The sequence below is a fragment of the Pseudomonas sp. IT-196MI5 genome (assembly GCF_949767415.1).
GTDB lineage: Bacteria > Pseudomonadota > Gammaproteobacteria > Pseudomonadales > Pseudomonadaceae > Aquipseudomonas.
The window spans coordinates 413,672-435,686 of record NZ_CATKPZ010000033.1; the positions used below are offsets into that span (position 1 = coordinate 413,672).

Genomic DNA, 22,015 nt, shown 5'->3' on the forward strand with positions numbered 1-22,015 from the left:
ATGCCGCGGGGGCTTTCTTTATTCGATGTGAGCGGACTTGAACCAGCTCTTCATCGAACACGCCGCAAATGGGCTCGTGCTGCAATCGCCGTTGGCCAATGCAGTGCGAAGCTTGTCCACGTCAGCCTGCATCATGTAACGAATACCGTCCTTGAAGTGGGTGCTGTCACCAAAGCCACCCTGGGTCATTTCGTTCAATGCCTCTTCCTTGCTCCAGCCCTGGATGACAACCCGGTACATGGCCGCCATCAGGCCAGTACGGTCTGAGCCGTGTTTGCAATGCATCAGCACCGGGCCTTTGGCTTCGGCGGTTTGAATGGCTCGCAAAGCCTTGAGTACATCGGCGTCATCCACGTGGTTGGTGCGATAAGGCAGCTGTACTTGCGTGATGCCTGGCGTGGACAACCAGCTGGAGTCTGCTTCAGGCAGGAAGTTGATCACCGTGCCGACCTTGAGTTTCTCCAGCAGCGGCACCGCCCCTTTGTCCGGCAAGGCGCTGCGATAAAGCGTCGGCGACATCTGGAAGAGGTTGTATTGCTTCTCGACAGGTTGAGCCCAGTCTGCCGGACGGTGCGCAGTACTGTCGTCGGCAAACGCGGGTGTCTGGCTGAACAGAGCGACCAGCAAAAGGCACAGTGCAGGGAAAAGGCGTGGTAGGAACATGCTCGAGTGACCGTTCAGGAAGAGTCTGGATATTCACAAGCAGCATCATCTCTCACCGGTCAAAGGCCTGTGAGGGTCGTGTGAATGAAATGTGAAACATCGGCACCCGTGTTGATCGCAGAGGTGCCAAAGCGCCTGGACAGCTTTCAGTAAGCCAGATTTACAATTTGAACCTGATGAATGTTTTGACCCGTTCGTTCAGGTCCGTAATGGCCTCGACGTTCTTCTCATCAATGCTATTATCGCCGTTGATATTCAATTCGGACCACGGATCAAAGTCGAGTTTATGCTCGTCGGTACCCTCGTAATTAAAATTCAAGCTCATGGTTTTTATGTTGTTGTAGACGTTGTCAGAGAATGAGTTTGGATTATTTTCGGTGTTTTCTATTATCAATTTTATCGTTATTTATATATATCGCGGAGTTTGTATTTCTTGTAAAAAACGCCTGAATTTCTAGGCGCCCACATATTAATATCCCTTTTTTAGTCTGCTGCGCATGATCTCCAGACGCAGCAGATCAGTGTGGTTTTCTATTTTCTCAAAGTGAGGATCAGTCCCCGATCACGGATTTTCGAAACCTGCATAAGCTTTAGCCAGCGCCAACAGCTTAGCCTTGTCATTTGTATCGATATCACCGTCACCGTCGATATCTTTATTGGCATTGCGGATACTGAACGTTTGTCCGCCATCATTCGAGACTGCCGTAAGCGTAGTGGAATCCACCAGGGCAGTAGTGACTACGGAGTTTTCCGCATCCCAGCCCTCCTGTTTCAATGCAAACTGCATCGATACCAGTACTTCGTTCGGGTTTACAGACGTTGGGCCGAGTTTTTGCAAAAAAATACCGCGACTGTTTAAAATTGACATAATCAAATCCCTTTATGAAATATCAATATTCAAGTTTGTTTCGACGGAAATAGTACCGACGCCTTTGCCATGTCTGCCAGACTTTATATGTGTCTCGTGGTTGCCTGGACAGAATGTATTCAATAAAAAAGCAGATGCCGAACGGCACTGGTGATCTGCCATTTTTAGCGATACTGTATGTGCATACAGCTATCAGGATTTTGCCATGCACACGCCATTGCCTCCCCGTGGCCGCGGCACCGCCACCAACCCGCACAACCGCTTTGCCCCCAGCCATTCGGTGGCTGAGGACGATGGCTGGTACCAGGAAGTACCGCTCACACAGGGCACCGAGGTGCGCATCGAAACGGCGAAAACCATCATTACCCGCAACACGTCGCCGGACTTGCCCTTCGATCGCTCGATCAATCCCTATCGCGGCTGCGAGCACGGTTGCATTTATTGCTATGCGCGCCCCAGTCACGCCTATTGGGACCTGTCGCCGGGGCTGGACTTCGAGACAAAGCTGATCGCCAAGACCAACGCCGTGGATGTACTGGAGGAGCAGTTGTCCAAACGTGGCTATCAATGTGCGCCGATCAACCTCGGTTCCAATACCGACCCGTATCAGCCGATTGAGCGTGAATACCAAATCACCCGCCGAACCCTCGAAGTGTTGCTGCGCTACCGCCATCCGGTGACCATCGTCACCAAGGGCTCGTTGATTCTTCGTGACCTGGACCTGCTGACCGAGCTTGCCAGCCAAAGACTGGTTGCGGTAATGGTCAGCCTGACCACCCTGGACGACGAACTCAAACGCATCCTCGAACCGCGCGCTGCAGCGCCCAAGGCCCGGTTGCGGGCGATCCGGGTCATGCGCGATGCAGGCATCCCGGTAGGCGTGCTGTGTTCACCGATGATTCCGATGATCAACGACAGCGAACTCGAAAGTCTGCTCGCCGAGGCCCACGGCGCCGGCGCACAGAGCGCCGCTTACATGATGCTGCGCTTGCCGCTTGAAGTGGCGCCCCTGTTCGAGGAATGGCTGGGCACCCACTATCCGCAACGGGCGGCGCATGTGCTGAGCCTGATTCGCCAGAGCCGTGGCGGCGAGCTTTATGACAGCCGCTTTGGTGCGCGGATGCGCGGTGAAGGCCCGTTTGCGGACTTGCTGGCGCAACGCTTTGCCAAAGCGATCAAACGACTGGGACTCAATCACCGGGAGGGGTTCAATCTGGACTGCGAAGCCTTTTGTCCGCCGGGTCGCCAAATGTCGTTGATTTGAGGACAATTGGCCTATGGTTGAGCACTGGAGAGCGCGCTCACGCGTTAGGCTGGTCACGTTTTTTTTGACCTGGAACACACGTCCTAGAGCGTTTTATTCAGTTTCAATTAAGATTCGATCGCTACCTTGTTCATCGAGTGACTGATGGGTCGAGATGTTTCGCCTGGATGTTTTTTAACCAGCCACTGGCTTCACACCGGAACACGCGGGATGACTTCCTGACTCCGCCAATGAGGATGAATCATGAGTGACAAGGATAAACAGCCGTTGGCTGCGTCGGCATCGCCCGAACCCGAGGCGGAAACCGCCGATGCAGCGTTGCAGCATATCGTTGACGGTTTTTTGCATTTTCATCATGAGGTCTTTCCCCAGCAGGAAGAGCTCTTCAAAAAACTCGCCACGGCCCAGCGGCCACGAGCGATGTTCATTGCCTGCGCCGATTCGCGCATCGTGCCGGAGTTGATTACCCAAAGCTCCCCAGGCGACCTGTTCGTGACCCGCAATGTCGGCAACGTTGTGCCGCCTTACGGGCAAATGAACGGCGGTGTTTCCACGGCGATCGAGTACGCCGTACTGGCTCTGGGGGTGCATCACATCATCATTTGCGGGCATTCCGACTGCGGCGCCATGCGCGCGGTGCTCAACCCGCACAGTCTGGAAAAAATGCCCACGGTCAAAGCCTGGCTGCGCCATGCCGAAGTGGCCAAAACCATGGTGCAGGAGAACTGCAACTGCTCTAGCGAAAGCGAAAGCATGCACATTCTCACCGAAGAGAATGTGATCGCCCAATTGCAGCATCTGCGCACCCATCCGTCAGTGGCCTCACGCATGGCCAACGGTCAGCTGTTTATCCATGGCTGGGTCTACAACATCGAAACCAGCGAAATCAAAGCGTACGACGCCGATCAAGGCTGTTTCCTGCCGCTAAATGGCAGCCTGCCGATTCCTGTGGCGACGCCAAAAGCGCGCTACTAAATCCTCCTAAATCGTTGCGTGGTTTAGCCAAGGCCGCCGTTCAGGCAGCCTGGCTTTGCCATGCCTGAAGAAAACTTCGGGAGACTCACCATGCGTGCTGCTCGACTCAAAGCTGTTCTGCCACGGGAGCTGCTGGCTTCGGTGGTTGTGTTTCTGGTCGCCCTGCCCCTGTGCATGGGCATTGCGATTGCCTCGGGACTGCCGCCGGCGAAAGGGCTGATCACCGGCATCATCGGTGGCTTGGTAGTCGGCTGGTTGGCCGGTTCACCACTGCAAGTCAGCGGCCCGGCGGCGGGCCTGGCCGTTCTGGTATTCGAACTGGTCCGCCAGCACGGCATCGCCATGCTTGGGCCCATACTGTTGCTGGCAGGTTTTCTGCAACTGGTGGCTGGCCGTTTGAAGCTGGGCTGCTGGTTTCGGGTGACGGCACCTGCGGTGGTATACGGCATGCTGGCCGGGATTGGCGTGCTGATCATCCTGTCTCAGGTGCATGTGATGCTGGATGCCGTGCCCAAACCCTCGGGCCTGGATAACCTGGCAGCCTTCCCGGCGGCACTGGCTCAGGCGTTGCCCACGTTTGGCTGGCAAGCCGGTTTGCTCGGTTTGTCGACGATTGCCGTCATGTGGCTGTGGGAAAAGCTCCGTCCACAATCCCTGCGCTTCATTCCTGGCGCGCTACTTGGCGTCGGTCTGGCCACGCTTGCCAGTCTGGTGCTGGCGTTGCAGGTCAAACGGGTTGAGGTACCGGCCAACCTGACGGAGGCCATCGACTGGCTGAAGCCAGCGGATCTGCTCAATCTGGCTGATCCGACCTTGCTGATCGCCGCGTTTGCCGTAGCCTTCATCGCTAGCGCCGAAACGTTGCTCTCAGCCGCCGCGGTTGATCGCATGCACAGTGGTCAGCGCTCGGACTTCGACCGGGAACTGTCGGCACAAGGTATTGGCAATATGCTGTGCGGCTTGCTTGGGGCGTTGCCGATGACGGGCGTTATCGTACGCAGTTCGGCGAATGTTCAGGCCGGAGCAACTACACGGTTTTCGACCATTTTCCACGGCCTGTGGCTGCTGGCGTTCGTGCTGTTGCTGTCCAGTGTCCTGCAAAGCATTCCGGTGGCAAGCCTGGCGGGCGTGCTGGTGTACACCGGTTTCAAACTGGTGGACCTCAAAGTCTTCCGTGGTTTGGGCCGGTATGGTCGGGCGCCGATGTTCACTTACGCGGCAACCGCGCTCGCCATCGTTTTCACGGACCTGCTGACTGGCGTGTTGATTGGCTTCGGCCTGACGCTGGTAAAACTGGCGCTGAAAGCTTCGCGGTTGAAAATCAGCCTGATCGACCTGCCTCAGGAAGGGCAAATGGAATTGCGCCTGGTGGGCGCGGCGACCTTCCTCAAAGTGCCGGCGCTGACCCAAGTGCTGGGTAGTATTCCACCAGGCGCGACGGTGCATGTGCCGCTCAATAATTTGAGCTACATCGATCACTCGTGTCTGGAGTTGCTGGAAGAATGGGGCCGGGCGAATGCGGCCAAGGGTTCGAAGCTGTTGATTGAATCGCGTGGGTTGAAGCGCAGGCTTGAGGGGCGGGTGCGGACGAATACAGGCATAGGTGCGGCTGGCTGAGGACCAATGTGGGAGCGAGCTTGCTCGCGATGGCGGCGGATCAGTCAACTTTGATGTTGAATGGCATGACCTCATCGCGAGCAAGCTCGCTCCCACAGGGGATTGTGTTTACCGATGGATCAAGCCGCCGGCTGATCCAGTTCCAGGCCTACGCCCAAACGGCGCGACATGCACGGCCAGCGCTTCCACGCGGCACCGGTGTCCGGGCTGCTGAGCTTGTCGCGGTAGGCTTCCACCGACTCTAGCGCAAAGCTCTCTTCGGTCAACATTTGGTCGAACGCGTGATGTACGACTTCGTCCAGTTGGTTGGCAAACTCCTCACCGATCAATTGGTGAGCAATCAGGTTGGCGACAGTCATGTCCAAGGGGATCAGAGGCTGGCCGAAATGCTTGATGTACAGGTCGTTGACCTCTTCGACAAACCGATGCGCCAGGTAGGCTTCATCCAGCAGGCTGTCGAGCCCGATATGGCCGGCCATGATGGCTGGCGGCTGGAGGAAGTACTGCTCGGCGATTTCCAGCACCGGTTTGATCTGTGACTCAATGCCCGCTTCCCTGGCGACTTCATTGGCTGCATCCAGCAGATCGGGCACTTCTTCGATGTAGGCGGCGACAAATCGCGTCAGTACGCCGTTGGTATCGGTTTCCGGCAACTGGATCGCCGGGTGTAGATGAGGCAGTTTACTTTCCAGCTGACGCGTCAGCAGGCCGGTCTCGGCTTCATGTTGTTGGGCTTTTTGGATCTGCTCGCGCAATGCGGCGGTGTTCATGAAAACTCCAGGAAACAAGGCAATGAAATAGGGAAGACATAACTTAGCTGGCTTACGAAAAATGCTAAGACGCATTTGTCATAATTATTTCATCCTTGATGCATCTGCGTTATATCGATTTGCCACCACTCGTCTGCATCCTTCTCCAATCGTGCCCTTGAACGCAAGTCCCCGCTGTTTCAGATCATTTACGTCATCGCGTTGCGTGGTCGGAGTCGCTGTCTATACTCGCCATTGAATGGAGTTAGCTGATGACGCCCGACTGCATATGCAGCAAGGCCCGGTGCTCAAGTTCGTAGTCTGATGCAGCCGCTCCCTTGCCGCAGGTGAAAGCCGGCGGGATAACAAGAACGATAAGGGGAACCCGCAATGATGCGACATCCACATGTCTGGATGGGCCTCCTGTTGTGGTCGATTTTCAGTCAGGCGCAAGCGGCCTGGACTGTGAATATGGCGCCTGGAGCGACTGAAATCAGTCACGCAGTATTCGATCTGCACATGACCATTTTCTGGATCTGTGTGGTGATCGGCATCATCGTTTTTGGTGCCATGTTCTGGTCGATGATTCTCCACCGCCGCTCGACCGGACAGGTGGCCGCCAAATTTCATGAAAGCACCACCGTCGAAATCCTCTGGACCATCGTGCCCTTCCTGATCCTGGTGGCCATGGCGGTTCCCGCTACCGCAACCCTGATCAAGATGTACGACGCCAGCGAGCCGGAGATCGATATCCAGATCACCGGCTACCAGTGGAAGTGGCATTACAAATACCTGGGCCAGGACGTCGAGTTCTTCAGCAACCTGACCACCCCCCAGGATCAAATCCACAACAAGGAAGTCAAGAGCGAGCACTACCTGCTCGAAGTCGACAAGCCATTGGTGCTGCCGGTCGGCACCAAGGTGCGCTTCCTGGTGACCTCCGCCGACGTGATCCACTCCTGGTGGGTGCCGGCTTTCGCGGTCAAGCGCGATGCGATTCCCGGGTTCGTCAATGAGGCCTGGACCCGCATCGACAAGCCCGGCATCTACCGTGGCCAGTGCGCCGAGTTGTGCGGCAAGGATCACGGCTTCATGCCGACGGTAGTCGAGGTCAAGGAAAAGGCCGATTACGAAAAATGGCTGGCCGATCGCAAGGTCGAGGCCGCGCAGCTCAAAGAGCTAACCAGCAAGGAATGGACGCTCGATGAACTCAAGGATCGCGGTGACAAGGTCTATCACACCACCTGCGTGGCCTGTCACCAGGCCGAAGGCCAGGGCCTTCCGCCGATGTTCCCGGCGCTCAAGGGCTCGAAAATCGCCACCGGACCGAAAGACGCTCACCTGAGCATTGTCTTCCACGGCAAGCCCGGCACCGCAATGGCGGCGTTCGGCAAGCAACTATCGGAAGTGGATATCGCGGCGGTCGTGACCTATGAACGTAATGCCTGGGGCAACAACAAAGGCGACATGGTCACCCCTAAAGAAGTGCTGGAGCTGAAACAGGCGGAAAGCAAATGATCCGGTTAATTGCGCACGTAAGGAACCGCTCGGGACATGACGCCCCGGCCTGCCCAGCCCATCCGTTTGCAGGAGACAGGACATGACTGCTGTAGTCGATGACCATGTTCATACCGCCACCGACCACGCCCACGGTCCCGCCAAGGGCTTGATGCGCTGGGTGCTGACCACCAACCACAAGGACATTGGCACGCTGTACCTGTGGTTTGCATTCTCCATGTTCCTGCTTGGCGGCTCGTTCGCCATGGTGATCCGTGCCGAGCTGTTTCAGCCGGGGCTGCAAATCGTCCAGCCGGAGTTCTTCAACCAGATGACCACCATGCACGGTCTGGTGATGGTCTTCGGTGCAGTGATGCCGGCTTTCGTCGGCCTCGCCAACTGGATGATCCCGCTGATGATCGGCGCGCCGGACATGGCCCTGCCGCGGATGAACAACTTCAGCTTCTGGCTGTTGCCGGCAGCGTTCCTGCTGCTGGTATCGACCCTGTTCACCGCCGGCGGCGGGCCGAACTTCGGCTGGACCTTCTATGCACCGCTGTCGACGACCTACGCGCCGGAAAGCGTGACCTTCTTCATCTTCGCCATTCACTTGATGGGGATCAGTTCGATCATGGGGGCGATCAACGTGATCGCGACCATCCTCAACCTGCGCGCCCCCGGCATGACGTTGATGAAAATGCCGCTGTTCGTCTGGACCTGGCTGATCACCGCGTTCCTGTTGATTGCGGTGATGCCGGTACTGGCGGGCTGCGTGACCATGATGCTGATGGACATCCATTTCGGCACCAGCTTCTTCAGTGCCGCCGGTGGCGGTGACCCGGTGCTGTTCCAGCATGTGTTCTGGTTTTTCGGTCACCCCGAGGTGTACATCATGATCCTGCCGGCCTTCGGTGCCGTCAGCTCGATCATTCCGGCTTTTTCGCGCAAGCCATTGTTCGGCTACACCTCGATGGTCTACGCCACGGCGAGTATCGCGTTCCTGTCGTTCATCGTCTGGGCGCACCACATGTTCGTGGTCGGCATTCCGCTGGTGGGCGAGCTGTTCTTCATGTACGCCACACTGCTGATTGCAGTGCCAACGGGCGTGAAGGTGTTCAACTGGGCCAGCACCATGTGGCAAGGCTCGCTGACCTTCGAGACGCCGATGCTGTTCGCCGTGGCGTTCGTGATCCTGTTCTCCATCGGCGGATTCTCCGGGTTGATGCTGGCCATCGCCCCGGCGGACTTCCAGTACCAGGACACCTACTTCGTGGTTGCGCACTTCCACTACGTACTGGTGCCGGGGGCGATCTTCGGGATCTTCGCCTCGGCCTACTACTGGCTGCCTAAATGGACTGGCCACATGTACGACGAAACCCTCGGCAAGCTGCATTTCTGGCTGTCGTTCATCGGCATGAACATGGCCTTCTTCCCGATGCACTTCGTGGGCCTGGCGGGGATGCCGCGACGGATTCCGGACTACAACCTGCAATTCGCCGACTTCAACATGGTGTCGTCGATCGGTGCATTCATGTTCGGCGCCACGCAGATCTTCTTTCTGTTCATCGTGATCAAGACCATTCGCGGCGGCCCCCCAGCACCGGCCAAACCGTGGGACGGGGCTGAAGGCCTGGAGTGGAGCATCCCGTCACCGGCGCCGTATCACACCTTCACCACGCCGCCGGAAGTGAAATGAACACCTGCTCTTCTGTGGGAGCGAGCTTGCTCGCGATAGGGCCAACTCGGTGTGTCAGACACACCGCTATCGCGAGCAAGCTCGCTCCCACAGGGATTGGTGTTGAGGTTCGAAACCATGGCTGACTCTATTTCGATGAAAAAACTGGTCACGCGCCTGCTGACCGTGGTGGTGGCGATGTTTGTGTTCGGGTTTGCACTGGTGCCGATCTACGACGTGATGTGCAAGGCGTTCGGCATCAACGGCAAGACCGCCGGGCAGTACCAGGGCGAGCAAACGGTGGACACCTCGCGGCAGGTGCGCGTGCAGTTTCTGTCGACCAACACCGCCGATATGCCTTGGGACTTCTATCCCAAGGGCGAGGAGCTGGTGGCCCATCCGGGGGCAGTGAACGAAATGATCTTCATCGCCCACAACCCCACCGATAAGCCGATGAGCGCCCAAGCGGTGCCGAGCATTGCGCCGAGCACCGCGGCGGCGTACTTCCACAAGACCGAATGTTTCTGCTTTACCCAGCAAGTGCTGCAGCCCGGTCAACGGATCGAGATGCCGGTGCGTTTCATCGTTGACCGTGACATGCCCAAGGAAGTGAAGCACCTGACGCTGTCTTACACGCTGTTCGATATCACCGCCCGACATCCCCCGGTAGCTGTAAACACTGGCGGCTGAGCGTGCCCGATAAGGAGAACAATAAATGGCAACTCATGAACATTATTACGTTCCCGCCCAGAGCAAATGGCCGATCATCGCCACGCTCGGCATGGTCACCACTGTGTACGGCCTGGCTACCTGGTTCAACGATCTGAAAGCGGCGCGTCCGGAATCCCACGGGCCGCTGATCTTTTTCGTCGGTGGCCTGTTGGTGGCTTACATGTTGTTCGGCTGGTTCGGCACGGTGATCAAGGAAAGTCGCAGTGGTTTGTACAGCGCGCAAATGGATCGCTCGTTCCGCTGGGGCATGAGCTGGTTCATTTTCTCGGAGGTGATGTTCTTCATCGCCTTTTTCGGTGCGCTGTTTTATGTGCGTCACATCTCCGGGCCGGCGCTCGGCGGTGAGGGCGCCAAAGGCATCGCGCACATGCTGTGGCCGAACTTCGAGTTCACCTGGCCGCTGCTGAGCAACCCCGACTCGAAACTGTTTCCGCCGCCCAAGGAAGTCATCAGCCCTTGGGGCCTGCCGCTGCTCAACACCGTGTTACTGGTGAGCTCCAGCGTAACCGTGACCATCGCCCACCACGCCTTGAAAAAGGGCCATCGCGGCGCACTGAAACTCTGGCTGGCGCTCACCGTACTGTTGGGCTGTGGGTTCCTCACCTTCCAGGCCGAAGAGTACATGCACGCCTACCACGAATTGGGGCTGACCCTGGGTTCGGGCATCTACGGCGCGACTTTCTTCATGCTTACCGGGTTCCACGGCGCCCACGTGACCATCGGCACCATCATCCTGTTCGTGATGCTGATGCGGATCATGCGGGGGCACTTCGACAGCGAGCATCAATTCGGCTTTGAAGCGGCGAGCTGGTACTGGCACTTCGTGGATGTGGTGTGGATCGGGCTGTTCGTTTTCGTCTATGTGCTGTAGGAGCGAGCTTGCTCCGGGCGGCGTTCCGACGAAGGTTTATCAGTCGAAATCAGGGTGACTGACACGCCTTGGCGAGCAAGCTACCAAGGCACGTGAGAGACCAACTGGCCGCTGAAAAAACCCCAGGCGATCAGACCGAGGGTAAGGGCGGCCAGCGTCACTCGCACACTCAAGGCAATGACGAGGCGGTTTGAGCGGCTGTCGTCCTTGACCAGAAAAAACAGGCCGCTGAACAGGCTGACAACCGTGGCAATCAGCATCAGGACGATGGCTGCTTTGAGCATGGTGAGACTCCGGGGGGAGAAGCGATGCATTTGAGTATAGCTATCGCGATGACCAACATTCTGGCGACGCCATGAAGCGCTTTCGGCCAGGTATCGTGCCAACGCTGGTGGTGGCGTCGTTGCTGCCGCTGCTGGTGTCTTTGGGGTTCTGGCAATTGAGCCGGGGCGCGGAGAAAAGCGCGCTGCTGCAAACCTACGCCGAGCGCCGGGCCGCCGAGCCTATGGCCAGCACCGAACTGCAACACACGACAGACCCGGCCTTCCGTCGGGTTCACCTGAACGGTCAGTTCGATGCCGAACACAGCCTGCTGCTGGACAACAGTCAACGCAACGGCAGGGTTGGTGTCGAGCTGTTGCAACCGTTTCACGACCAGGCCACCGGGCTTTGGCTGTTGGTCAATCGCGGCTGGCTGCCGTGGCCGGAGCGCCGCACACCACCCCAATTCAATACACCCACCGAAGCGGTCAGCCTCGACGCATGGGTCTACGTCTCCCCCGGTGCGACGTTCCAATTGCACGCAGATCCCACAACGTTGACATGGCCGAAGCTGATTACGGCCGTTGAGCCAACCAGGCTCTGGACTGCGCTGAGCCGCGAAGGCTTTGCCTTTGAGCTACGCGCCGAAACCGGCCCCGCCACTTATCAGGCCGACTGGCCAGTGGTGGCCATGGGGCCGGAAAAACACATTGCTTATGCCGTGCAGTGGTTCGCCATGGCGATCGCCCTGTTCGGCCTTTATTTCTATCTCGGCTGGCACAACGCAAAGGAGAAACACCATGGGAGCGGCCATGAATCCACCCAGCATGTCTGAGGCGAAACCGTCGGTGAACCGGCGCAAGGGCCGCTTGCAACTGCTGCTGATCCTGCTCGGGGTGATCGGTCCGATGATCCTCGCCACCGGCATGTACAAGCTGAATTTCTGGGTGCCCGAGGGCCGCAGTTATCACGGCGAACTGATCGGTAACGGCCAGACCCGTGCCGACATCGGCGTGCAGGCTCAGGAGGATCGCTGGCAGATACTGGTAACGGCGCCCAGGGATTGTGCGGTGGACTGCCAGCAACTGGTGTATCTGGCGCGGCAGATCCAGATCGGCCTCGGCCGCGATGCGTCCCGCGCCAGCCATGCATTGGCTGCCGCGCAGACGCTGAACAGCGATTACGAGACTAAACTTCAACGCGAGTACCCGCAGTTGCAACGCTATTCACTGGACTTGCCGACCTACACTAAAGGTGCTCAGAGCAATGACGCACCGCACCTGTGGATCATCGACCCTCACGGCAACCTGGTGCTGCGCTATGACCCGTCGGTGAAGGGTAAGGACCTGCTCAACGACCTGCGTCACCTGCTGAAACTGTCGAATATCGGATAAGGGCATCGTCATGGCCAAACCTGGATTTCGCCTCGCGTTGTTTGCCACCTTGCTGGCATTGATTGTGGTGTTGCTCGGCGCCTACACCCGCCTGACCCACGCCGGCCTCGGCTGCCCGGACTGGCCCGGCTGCTACGGCTTCATCAGCGTGCCGAAAAGCGAAGCCCAGCTGGCCCATGCCGAATTGCATTTCCCGGACACTCCAGTCGAGGCCCACAAGGGCTGGAACGAGATGATCCACCGTTACTTCGCCGGCACGCTGGGGATATTGATCACGGTGTTGGCCGGTCGCGCGTGGTTGCATCGCCGTCATCCGGGACAACCGGTGAAGTTGCCGTTGTTTTTGTTGGCGGTGGTTTTTGGCCAGGCCGCGTTCGGCATGTGGACAGTAACGCTCAGGCTCTGGCCGCAGGTGGTTACCGGGCATTTGCTTGGCGGTTTCGCGACCTTGAGCCTGTTGTTTCTGCTGACCTTGCGTCTGTCCGGCGTACTGCCGGCGCTGACCGTGCCGCGACGCCTGCAGCACTGGGCGACGGCCGGACTGCTGCTGGTGATCGGGCAAATCGCCCTCGGCGGCTGGGTCAGTTCCAATTACGCTGCCGTGGCCTGTATCGACTTTCCTACTTGCCACGGCCAATGGCTGCCGCCTGCCGACTTCGCCAATGGCTTTCACCTGACCCAACACATCGGTCCGAACTATCTCGGCGGGCAACTGGACAGCGATGCCCGTACGGCCATTCACCTGACCCATCGCATCGGTGCGGTGCTGGTCACCCTGGTGTTGCTCGGTCTGGCCTGGCAATTGAAAGTTGTCGGCATGACGCGCCTGGCAGGCCTGGTGCTGATCGCCCTTGGCGCACAAATCACACTGGGCATCAGCAACGTGCTGTTCCATCTGCCGCTGCCAGTGGCTGTCGCGCATAACGCGGGCGGCGCGGCGCTGTTGCTGACCATGGTGCTGGTCAATTACCACGCCCGAACCAGTCTGGTCCGGGTCAAGCAGCCAACGCGCTGGCACTTCAGCCCGCGTAAACACTCAGCCGGGCCCATAACAATAAAAGGAGAGATGCCATGGCGATTCTGATCAGCGAACGTCCCAGTCAGGCGATCTGGCGTGACTACCTGGAGCTGACCAAACCCAAAGTCGTGGTGCTGATGCTCATCACTTCACTGGTGGGGATGTTCCTCGCGACCCGTGCCGGCGTGCCGTGGACGGTGCTGATTTTCGGCAACCTGGGCATCGCTTTGTGTGCCGGTGGCGCGGCGGCGGTCAATCACGTAGTGGACCGGCGCATCGACGCAGTCATGGCGCGCACCCAAAAACGGCCGCTCGCCGAAGGTCGGGTTTCACCAACCGCCGCGCTGACGTTCGCGTTCGTATTGGCGGCCCTCGGGCAAGCCATGTTGCTGACGTTCACCAACCCGTTGACCGCATGGCTGACCCTCGCCTCGCTGCTCGGCTACGCGGTGATCTACACCGGATTTCTCAAGCGCGCGACCCCGCAGAACATTGTCATCGGTGGTCTGGCCGGTGCTGCGCCGCCGTTGCTCGGCTGGACCGCCGCCACCGGTCACGTCAGCGCCGAACCGCTGCTGCTGGTGCTGATCATCTTCGCCTGGACCCCGCCGCACTTCTGGGCACTGGCGATCCATCGCAAGGAGGAATACGCCAAGGCCGACATCCCGATGCTGCCGGTCACTCATGGCGTGCACTACACCAAGATTCATATCCTGCTGTATACCTTCGCGTTGCTCGCTGTCAGCCTGATGCCTTACGTGATCCACATGAGCGGTATGCTGTACCTGGTGTGTGCGCTCGGGCTGGGTGCGCGATTTCTGCAATGGGCCGTGGTGCTGTACCGTGGCACTCGGCCGCACGCGGCGATCAACACGTTCAAGTACTCTATTTACTACTTGTTCCTGCTGTTTATCGCCCTGCTCGTAGACCACTACTTACTGTTGAACCTATGACCCGAACCCAGAAAACCGTCTTCATTCTCGTTGCCCTGGTCGCACTGATCCTGGGCCTGACCGTCAACAAGGTGCTATCCGGGAAGAATCAGGGCGATCCGACAGCGCTGATCGACGCCGGAATCATCTTGCTGCCGCAGAGCCGTAATCTGCCGGACGTGGCGATGACCAATCAGGACGGCCAGCCGGTCGCGATCAATGAATTGAAAGGCAAGTGGAGCCTGCTGTTCTTCGGCTACACCTTCTGCCCGGATATCTGCCCGACCACCCTCGCCCAGCTGCGACAGATCAAGAGCGAGTTGCCGCCAGAAGCGGTGGATAAACTGCAAATCGTGCTGGTCAGCATCGACCCCAATCGCGATACACCCAAGCAGCTCAAGCAGTACCTGGGTTACTTTGACCCGCAGTTCATCGGCCTGACCCCGGCGTCGACCGAAGAGCTGCAAAAGATCGCCAACGCGGTGAGCATTCCATACATTCCGGCGGACACCAGCAAGCCGAACTACACCGTCGACCACAGCGGCAACCTCGCGGTGATCGGGCCGGACGGCACCCAGCGCGGCTTCATCCGCGCGCCGTTGAATAATGCGAAGTTGGTGGCACAGTTGCCGGTGATGCTCAAACGTCAGTAACTACGCCACTAAACCCTGTGGGAGCGAGCTTGCTCGCGAAGGTGTGTCAGCTACATGGGTGTCGACTGACACTCCATCGCGAGCAGGCTCGCTCCCACAAAGGGGCTGTGTTTCAGGCACAAAAAAGGGGCGCATTCAATGCGCCCCTTTTTTCGTTGCAGCAGTCGGTCAGAACGCCGGCACTACCGCGCCTTTGTACTTCTCGAGAATGAAGGCCTTCACTTCCGGGCTGTGCAGGGCAGCGACCAGTTTCTTCATCGCTTCGCTGTCCTTGTCGTCCGGACGGGCCACCAGGATGTTCACGTACGGCGAGTCGCTGCCTTCGATGAACAGCGCGTCCTTGGACGGATCGAGCTTGGCTTCCAGCGCGTAGTTGGTGTTGATCAGCGCCAGGTCGACCTGGGTCAGCACGCGCGGGATGGTCGCGGCTTCCAGTTCGCGGACTTTCAGGTCCTTGGTGTTCTCGGTGATGTCCTTGACGGTCGACAGGATGTTGTTCGAATCCTTCAACTTGATCAGGCCGGCCTTGGCCATCAGCAACAGCGCACGGCCGCCGTTGGTGGCATCGTTCGGGATCACCACGTTGGCACCGCCAGGCAGTTCGGCAATGGTCTTGTACTTGCTGGAGTAAGCGCCCAGGGGCTCCAGGTGCACGCCGGCCACGGAAACCAGGTGGGTGCCCTTGGCCTTGTTGAACTCGTCCAGGTACGGCTGGTGCTGGAAGAAGTTGGCATCCAGGCGCTTTTCCGCGACCTGCACGTTCGGCTGGATGTAGTCGGTGAATACCTTGACCTTCAGGTCCACGCCTTCTTTGGCCAGGGCCGGCTTCACGAATTCGAGGATCTCGGCGTGTGGTACCGGGGTGGCCGCGACGGTCAGGGTTTGCGCATGGGCAGAGAACGCGGCAACGGCCGCGAAGGCCACGAGTAGTTTTTTCATTCAGCTAACTCCTTGTGCGGCGCCGGTTTCCGGCGCCTGCCAGCGAATGGCCGGCTCATGTCTTATTTACGGGAGAAATGCACAACCAGTTTGTCGCCAACGGTTTGCAGTACCTGGACCAGTATCAGCAGCAACACCACCGTCACCACCATCACATCGGTCTGGAAACGCTGGTAACCGAAGCGGATCGCCAGGTCACCCAGACCACCGGCGCCCACGACACCGGCCATCGCCGTGTAGGACACCAGTGTAATGGCAGTCACCGTAATCGCTGCGAAGATGCCCGGACGAGCCTCAGGCAACAACGCATTGGTGATGATCTGCCGCGTGGTCGCGCCCATGGCCTGGGTCGCCTCGATGATGCCGCGATCCACTTCACGCAGGGCGGTTTCCACCAGACGGGCGAAGAACGGCGTGGCACCCACCACCAGCGGCGGGATCGCACCGGCGACACCCAGGGACGTGCCAGTGATCAACACGGTGAACGGGATCATCACGATCAACAGGATGATGAACGGCAGCGAACGCAGAACGTTCACCACCAGTGACAACATCGCGTAGACGCCTTTGGCTTCCAGCAACTGGCGCGGGCTGCACAAGAACAGCAGCACCCCCAGTGGCAAGCCGAGCAGGACGGTGAACAACAGCGAACCGCCGAGCATCAGCAGGGTGTCGCCGGTGGCCAGCCAGATTTCGAACCAGTCGATATTGGCAAAGAAACTTGTCAGGGCTTCCATTAGCGCAGCACCTCCATGTGAACGTCGGCCGCGGTGAAGCAGGCGAAGGCCGCTTCCATGTCACCGCCGGTCACGGCCAGGGTCAGTTGCCCGTAGGGGACTTCTTTGATGCGGTCGATACGACCGGCCAGGATGCTGTAGTCCACACCGGTTTCCCGGGCGACGGTGCCCAGCAATGGCGCGTAGGTCGCTTCGCCCTGGAAGGTCAGACGCACGATGCGCCCCGGCACGTGAGCGAAGTCATCACGCTGTTCGCTTTCGTCGATCTGCTCGTCTTCCTGCACAAAACGCTTGGTGGTCGGGTGCTTCGGATGCAGGAACACCTCGGCCACCGAGCCTTGCTCGACAATCACGCCGGCATCCATCACTGCCACCTGGTCGCAGACCCGACGGATCACGTCCATCTCGTGGGTGATCAAGACGATGGTCAGTTTCAGCTCGCGATTGATCTCGGCCAGCAGCTGCAACACCGATGCGGTGGTTTGCGGGTCAAGGGCGCTGGTGGCTTCATCGCACAGCAGGATTTTTGGCTTGGTCGCCAGGGCGCGGGCAATGCCGACACGCTGCTTTTGTCCGCCGGACAATTGCGCCGGGTACTTTTTCGCGTGGTCGGACAAACCGACCCGCGCCAGCAACTCGGCCACGCGCGAGTCGATCTCGCTGCGCGACAGCTCGCCGGCCAGGGTCAGTGGCAGCGCGACGTTGTCGGCGACAGTCTTGGAGGCCAGCAGGTTGAAGTGCTGGAAAATCATCCCGACCTGCTGACGGAAGCGGCGCAGGCCATTGGCGTCGAGCGCAGTGACTTCTTCACCGTCGACGGTGATCTTGCCGCCACTGGCGTTTTCCAGGCGATTGATCAGACGCAGCAGGGTACTTTTTCCTGCACCGGAATGACCGATCAAGCCGAAAACCTGCCCGTTCTCAATCGTCAGACTGGTCGGATGCAGGGCGGGGATTTCCTTACCGGCGACGCGGTAGGTTTTATGGACGTTTTGAAACTCGATCACGTAGCGAACCTTGTGGGGCGCGTTAGAAAAGGATCAGCGGTTAGCCGGGCGCGCATTTTAGCCTGTCCGTATAGAGGTTCTTAGCATTTATTTCGCATTTGTCCTGTCATTTGGCAATAACGCGATCAAAGGTCAGAAAAAAGGAACGGCTGAAGAGGCTCGCCCAAGGCCGAAGGCAATTTCGACCTGCTGGGCAGCATCGGGTTTGGGACAGGGAGGCGAAGGCCAAGGCGATTCTGGCCTGAAGATCTGCGGAGCTAGAGCGACCGCCATCGCGAGCAAGCTCGCTCCCACAGTAGAGAAGTGTTGGTCACAAAATGTGTGGGCAACCCGAAACCCTGTGGGAGCGAGCTTGCTCGCGATGCTTTTAAGATTTGCGAGGGGTCAGAACCATCTGCGCCGGAACACTGCGCAAAATCTGCCGCTCAAGCTTCAGATCAAACTCAGGATCGAGCTTGTTCACCCGTTTGGTCAGCAAATTAGCTAGCCAAGGGTAATCATTGGTGCGCGGTGCCTGAATGCTCACGTCGCACTGGAAATTCACCACATCGGCGGCGATGGCATCCAGTTGGCGACGCAGTTTGCCCATATCGTTGATATTCAGCACGACCGTGGTGCTTTCAGCCGTTAGATCGATGACCTTGGCCTTTGGCTTGGCTTCGGCAGCCTTGAGGGCGGCTTCGGCTTTTTCCAGCTCGGCCTTGCGCGCTTGGGCAATCGAGCCGTTGACTCCACCGGTCAGTGCCGGAGCCTTGGGCATCAATGCGCGGGCACGACTAAGGGCGGTCGCGGCGGCATCCACGTCACCTTTTTGCAGTACGGTCTGGCTGCGGCGCAGATAGGCTTCGGCCAGTTGCCGCTGGTATTGCTCAAGGGAAGCATCGTTGGGCGTTTCGGCCTGCAGGGCTGCCAATTGGTCTTCGGCGATGGCCAGTTCATCGCTGGCGATGTTTTGTTCCAGCTGCACGATGGCCGTGGCCCGCGCATCGGCGGCCTCGGTGGCCGCCGGTGGCGTGCTTTGGCAGGCGCCCAGCAGCAAAGAAAATGCGACAAGGAGCAGATAACGGGAGGCGAACGACTTCATTCCTGCGACTCTCTATTTGCGCAAAAAACGAGCAAGTCTACACCCCTCGACGGGGCAGAACAAAACTCAGCAGAAACAGCACGGCGGCCGTCACCACAATCGACGGGCCGGCCGGGGTGTCCTTGAACCAGGACAGCGCCAGCCCGCCACACACGGCGAGTATGCCCAGCAGGCTCGCGCCCAGTGCCATCTGCTCCGGCGAGCGGGCGTGACGTTGCGCCGCAGCCGCGGGGATGATCAGCAACGAAGTGATCAACAACACGCCGACGATTTTCATCGCCACGGCAATCACTACGGCGATCAACAGCATTAACGCCAGGCGCAATCCCGCCACCGGCAAGCCTTCGACCCTGGCCAGTTCTTCATGCACCGTGATCGCCAGCAATGGGCGCCACAACGTCACCAGCAAGACCAATACCGCAGCACTACCGCCAAGAATCCAGGCCAGATCGGTCGGACTGATCGCCAGCAGGTCGCCGAACAGATAGGCCATCAGGTCGATCCGCACTTCGTGCATGAAGCTTAGTACCACCAGGCCCAGAGAGAGCGTGCTGGGTGCGAGAATCCCCAAAAGTGTGTCGGATGCCAGCGGCTGGCGTTGTTGCAAGGTCACCAGCAACACTGCCAACAGCAAGCAGCCGACGGTGACGGCAACGGTCGGGCTGACATCCAGCAGGAAGCCCAGGGCCACACCGAGCAATGCCGCGTGGGACAGGGTGTCGCCAAAATAGGCCATGCGCCGCCAGACCACGAAAGACCCCAGCGGGCCTGCAACGACGGCCAGGGCCAGGCCTGCAAGCAGGGCGTAGAGCAGAAAATCAGCCATGCTTGCAGCTATCTCCGTGAACATGGGGTTGGCCCGACGCGAGCGCCTTCACCACCGAACCATGCAAGTCGTGGGCGTGGTCGTGATGGTGGTGATAAATCGCCAGGCTTTGTGCGTTTTTTCCGAACAGCTCGACGAATGCCGGATCGCCACTGACCTGCTCGGGATGGCCGGAACAGCAGACGTGACGATTGAGGCAAACCACCTGGTCCGTGGTGCTCATCACCAGATGCAAATCGTGGGAGACCATCAGCACGCCGCAACCGTGACGGTCGCGCAGGCGGGTGATCAGGCTGTACAACTCAGCCTGGCCGGCCACATCGACACCCTGCACCGGTTCGTCGAGCACCAGCAGTTCCGGCTCGCGCAACAAGGCCCGGGCCAGCAACACGCGCTGCATTTCGCCACCGGAAACGCTTTGCACCGGGTTGTCGATCACCTGTTCGGCGCCGACCTCCTTGAGTGCCGCCAAGGCCATCGCACGGTCCACGCCCGGCACCAGGCGCAAGAAGCGCAAGACCGACAGTGGGAGGGTCGGATCGACGTGAAGCTTTTGCGGCATGTAGCCGACCCGCAGTTTCGGCTTGCGCCAGACGCTGCCGCTGTCCGGTTTCAACAGGCCGAGCACGGCACGCACGAGTGTGGTCTTGCCGGCGCCGTTGGGGCCGATCAGGGTAACGATCTGTCCCGGTTCGACGCTCAGCTCGATGTTGTCCAGCACCGGTTGCCCGGCGAACGTGACGGCAACCTGCTCAAGACGGATCAGTGCATTGCTCATCAAGCCCCCTGGCAACCCGAGCAGAGACCGATCACTTCAACGGTCTGGCCTTCGACGATAAACCCGACATCCCTGGCGCTGGCGATGATCGCGTCACTGATGGATTTTTGTTCGAGCTCGATGGCGGCGTGGCACCCACGGCAAATCAGGAACTGACCCTGGTGAGCATGTTCCGGGTGATTGCAGCCGATGAAGGCGTTGAGCGAGGAGATCCGATGGACCAGGCCGTTTTCCAGCAGGAAATCCAGTGCGCGGTACACCGTCGGCGGCGCAGCGCGGCGACCGTCCTGCTCGCTGAGGACCGCGAGAATGTCGTAGGCACCCAAGGGCTTGTGGCTTTGCCACACCAGTTCCAGCACCCGCCGGCGCAATGCGGTCAGGCGCAGGCCTTGACGTGCGCACAGGGCATCAGCCTCGGACAAAGCGCTGTGAACGCAATGTGAGTGGTCGTGGGGGCGGCTGGCAATCGGTGTTTTTAGCATGAGCGGCGACGAGTTTTGTGAGAGACGTTATTATGTTACCCGTTCTCGCCTCTTCGAGTGGTCATCGTGTCCCGACTTTTTTCTATCTTTGTCGCATTTGTCGCAAGTTTTCTGCTGATCGGTTCGGCGCAGGCCGAGGTCAAGGTCCTTACCAGCATCAAGCCTCTGCAATTGATCGCCGCGGCGGTGCAGGACGGTGTGGCGATTCCCGAGGTTTTGCTGCCACCTGGTGCATCGCCGCATAACTATGCGTTGCGCCCTTCCGACGTGCGCAAGGTGCAATCGGTGGACCTGTTGTACTGGATCGGCCCGGGCATGGAAGGTTTCCTGCCACGGGTGCTCAATGGTCGTACGTTGCCCAGCGTCGCCGTGCAGGATTTGCCGGGCATGAAACTGCGCCGCTTCGCCGAAGATAGCCACTCCCACGCCGAAGAAGCCGGCGAGCACGACCACGATCACCGTCCGGGCAGCCTGGATGCGCACCTGTGGCTGTCGCCGGTCAACGCCCGGGTCATCGCCACGAAAATGGCGGCCGACCTGAGTGCCGCCGATCCTGACAATGCCGCGCGCTATCAGAGCAACCTGAAGGCCTTCGACGAGCGCCTCGATGCGTTGGACGTGCGCCTGAAGAAACGCCTGGCCGATGTTCAGGGCAGGCCCTACTTCGTTTTCCACGAAGCTTTCGACTACTTCGAAGACGCCTACGGCCTCAAGCACGCGGGTGTGTTCAGCGTCGCGGCCGAAGTGCAACCCGGTGCCCAGCATGTCGCGGCGATGCGCGCGCGTTTGCAGGAGGTCGGCAAGACTTGCGTGTTCAGCGAACCGCCGTTGCGCCCGCGTCTGGCGGAAACGTTGGTGGCGGGTTTGCCAGTGAAACTGGCTGAGCTGGATGCGCTGGGCGGGTACACGCCCGCAACTGCCCAGGGCTATGAGCAGGTGCTGGAGAAGTTGGGGAATGATTTGGCAGGGTGTCTGGAGTCGTTGTAATTCGAA

Annotated in this window: 24 protein-coding genes; 13 read left to right on the top strand and 11 right to left on the bottom strand. The window is 59.2% G+C overall.

Annotated elements, in window-relative coordinates:
* Window positions 1-18: 18 nt before the first annotated feature.
* The gene (locus tag ACM6IK_RS20335) at window positions 19-663 is read right to left on the bottom strand and encodes a dual specificity protein phosphatase family protein (RefSeq protein ID WP_414875738.1); all 645 of its coding nucleotides are present in this window, start codon (window positions 661-663) and stop codon (window positions 19-21) included.
* 562 nt (window positions 664-1,225) lie between these two features.
* Window positions 1,226-1,531 (bottom strand): hypothetical protein, encoded by a 306-nt coding sequence (locus ACM6IK_RS20340; protein ID WP_414875739.1) that lies wholly within the window; start codon window positions 1,529-1,531, stop codon window positions 1,226-1,228.
* Between the two features lie 205 nt (window positions 1,532-1,736).
* Here ACM6IK_RS20340 and ACM6IK_RS20345 point away from each other — a divergent pair, with 205 nt between their 5' ends.
* The 3 genes from ACM6IK_RS20345 (at window position 1,737) to ACM6IK_RS20355 (ending at window position 5,387) form a co-directional block, all read left to right on the top strand.
* Window positions 1,737-2,795 (top strand): PA0069 family radical SAM protein, encoded by a 1,059-nt coding sequence (locus tag ACM6IK_RS20345; protein WP_414875740.1) that lies wholly within the window; start codon window positions 1,737-1,739, stop codon window positions 2,793-2,795.
* Between the two features lie 243 nt (window positions 2,796-3,038).
* Window positions 3,039-3,770, top strand: coding sequence for a carbonic anhydrase (locus tag ACM6IK_RS20350; protein ID WP_414875741.1), 732 nt, complete (start codon window positions 3,039-3,041; stop codon window positions 3,768-3,770).
* A 90-nt stretch (window positions 3,771-3,860) separates the two neighbouring features.
* Complete coding sequence (locus tag ACM6IK_RS20355; protein WP_414875742.1) at window positions 3,861-5,387, top strand: SulP family inorganic anion transporter; 1,527 nt, start codon at window positions 3,861-3,863, stop codon at window positions 5,385-5,387.
* 119 nt (window positions 5,388-5,506) lie between these two features.
* On the opposite strand, the gene ACM6IK_RS20360 is transcribed toward ACM6IK_RS20355, so the two are convergent.
* Entirely contained in the window at window positions 5,507-6,157 is a 651-nt protein-coding gene (locus ACM6IK_RS20360) for a hypothetical protein (protein WP_414875743.1), read from the bottom strand.
* 369 nt (window positions 6,158-6,526) lie between these two features.
* On the opposite strand from ACM6IK_RS20360, the gene coxB reads away from it, so the two are divergent.
* From coxB to ACM6IK_RS20380, 4 genes are all read left to right on the top strand, one after another.
* Window positions 6,527-7,654, top strand: a complete 1,128-nt coding sequence (gene coxB, locus ACM6IK_RS20365) for a cytochrome c oxidase subunit II (RefSeq protein WP_414875744.1) — start codon at window positions 6,527-6,529, stop codon at window positions 7,652-7,654.
* 82 nt (window positions 7,655-7,736) lie between these two features.
* Window positions 7,737-9,329: a cytochrome c oxidase subunit I gene (gene ctaD, locus ACM6IK_RS20370; protein ID WP_414875745.1), complete on the top strand. Its 1,593-nt coding sequence runs from the start codon at window positions 7,737-7,739 to the stop codon at window positions 9,327-9,329.
* Between the two features lie 117 nt (window positions 9,330-9,446).
* On the top strand, window positions 9,447-9,998 hold the full coding sequence (locus tag ACM6IK_RS20375) for a cytochrome c oxidase assembly protein (protein WP_414875746.1): 552 nt from the start codon (window positions 9,447-9,449) through the stop codon (window positions 9,996-9,998).
* 25 nt (window positions 9,999-10,023) lie between these two features.
* Window positions 10,024-10,911, top strand: coding sequence for a cytochrome c oxidase subunit 3 (locus ACM6IK_RS20380; protein ID WP_414875747.1), 888 nt, complete (start codon window positions 10,024-10,026; stop codon window positions 10,909-10,911).
* Between the two features lie 80 nt (window positions 10,912-10,991).
* Here ACM6IK_RS20380 and ACM6IK_RS20385 read toward each other — a convergent pair whose 3' ends face one another.
* Window positions 10,992-11,195, bottom strand: coding sequence for a twin transmembrane helix small protein (locus ACM6IK_RS20385; protein WP_223455081.1), 204 nt, complete (start codon window positions 11,193-11,195; stop codon window positions 10,992-10,994).
* 71 nt (window positions 11,196-11,266) lie between these two features.
* On the opposite strand from ACM6IK_RS20385, the gene ACM6IK_RS20390 reads away from it, so the two are divergent.
* The 5 genes from ACM6IK_RS20390 to ACM6IK_RS20410 are packed head-to-tail and all read left to right on the top strand — an operon-like array spanning window position 11,267 to window position 15,169.
* Window positions 11,267-12,007: an SURF1 family protein gene (locus tag ACM6IK_RS20390; protein WP_414875748.1), complete on the top strand. Its 741-nt coding sequence runs from the start codon at window positions 11,267-11,269 to the stop codon at window positions 12,005-12,007.
* Window positions 11,973-12,566 carry a hypothetical protein gene (locus ACM6IK_RS20395; RefSeq protein WP_414875749.1) on the top strand — a complete coding sequence of 198 codons (594 nt, stop codon included), beginning with the start codon at window positions 11,973-11,975 and terminating at the stop codon, window positions 12,564-12,566. The genes ACM6IK_RS20390 and ACM6IK_RS20395 overlap by 35 nt, the downstream gene beginning before the upstream one ends.
* A 10-nt stretch (window positions 12,567-12,576) precedes the next feature.
* Window positions 12,577-13,650, top strand: coding sequence for a COX15/CtaA family protein (locus tag ACM6IK_RS20400; protein WP_414875750.1), 1,074 nt, complete (start codon window positions 12,577-12,579; stop codon window positions 13,648-13,650).
* Complete coding sequence (cyoE, locus tag ACM6IK_RS20405; protein WP_414875751.1) at window positions 13,638-14,537, top strand: heme o synthase; 900 nt, start codon at window positions 13,638-13,640, stop codon at window positions 14,535-14,537. Before ACM6IK_RS20400 ends, cyoE begins: the two co-directional genes overlap by 13 nt.
* On the top strand, window positions 14,534-15,169 hold the full coding sequence (locus tag ACM6IK_RS20410) for an SCO family protein (protein ID WP_414875752.1): 636 nt from the start codon (window positions 14,534-14,536) through the stop codon (window positions 15,167-15,169). The genes cyoE and ACM6IK_RS20410 overlap by 4 nt, the downstream gene beginning before the upstream one ends.
* 168 nt (window positions 15,170-15,337) lie before the next feature.
* Here ACM6IK_RS20410 and ACM6IK_RS20415 read toward each other — a convergent pair whose 3' ends face one another.
* The 7 genes from ACM6IK_RS20415 to zur form a co-directional block, all read right to left on the bottom strand.
* Entirely contained in the window at window positions 15,338-16,108 is a 771-nt protein-coding gene (locus ACM6IK_RS20415) for a MetQ/NlpA family ABC transporter substrate-binding protein (protein WP_414875753.1), read from the bottom strand.
* A 62-nt stretch (window positions 16,109-16,170) separates the two neighbouring features.
* The gene (locus ACM6IK_RS20420) at window positions 16,171-16,845 is read right to left on the bottom strand and encodes a methionine ABC transporter permease (protein ID WP_414875754.1); all 675 of its coding nucleotides are present in this window, start codon (window positions 16,843-16,845) and stop codon (window positions 16,171-16,173) included.
* Entirely contained in the window at window positions 16,845-17,852 is a 1,008-nt protein-coding gene (locus tag ACM6IK_RS20425; RefSeq protein ID WP_218431444.1) for a methionine ABC transporter ATP-binding protein, read from the bottom strand. Before ACM6IK_RS20425 ends, ACM6IK_RS20420 begins: the two co-directional genes overlap by 1 nt.
* A 367-nt stretch (window positions 17,853-18,219) precedes the next feature.
* A complete protein-coding gene (locus ACM6IK_RS20430; RefSeq protein WP_414875755.1) occupies window positions 18,220-18,936 on the bottom strand; it encodes a PA5502 family lipoprotein in 717 nt (238 codons plus the stop codon).
* A gap of 37 nt (window positions 18,937-18,973) precedes the next feature.
* The gene (gene znuB / locus ACM6IK_RS20435; protein WP_007989405.1) at window positions 18,974-19,762 is read right to left on the bottom strand and encodes a zinc ABC transporter permease subunit ZnuB; all 789 of its coding nucleotides are present in this window, start codon (window positions 19,760-19,762) and stop codon (window positions 18,974-18,976) included.
* Window positions 19,755-20,540: a zinc ABC transporter ATP-binding protein ZnuC gene (gene znuC / locus ACM6IK_RS20440; RefSeq protein ID WP_414875756.1), complete on the bottom strand. Its 786-nt coding sequence runs from the start codon at window positions 20,538-20,540 to the stop codon at window positions 19,755-19,757. Before znuC ends, znuB begins: the two co-directional genes overlap by 8 nt.
* The gene (zur, locus tag ACM6IK_RS20445) at window positions 20,540-21,022 is read right to left on the bottom strand and encodes a zinc uptake transcriptional repressor Zur (RefSeq protein WP_108218739.1); all 483 of its coding nucleotides are present in this window, start codon (window positions 21,020-21,022) and stop codon (window positions 20,540-20,542) included. The genes znuC and zur overlap by 1 nt, the downstream gene beginning before the upstream one ends.
* A gap of 66 nt (window positions 21,023-21,088) precedes the next feature.
* Between zur and ACM6IK_RS20450 the strand changes: the two genes are divergently transcribed.
* Entirely contained in the window at window positions 21,089-22,009 is a 921-nt protein-coding gene (locus ACM6IK_RS20450) for a zinc ABC transporter substrate-binding protein (RefSeq protein ID WP_414875757.1), read from the top strand.
* The last annotated feature ends 6 nt before the right edge of the window (window positions 22,010-22,015 follow it).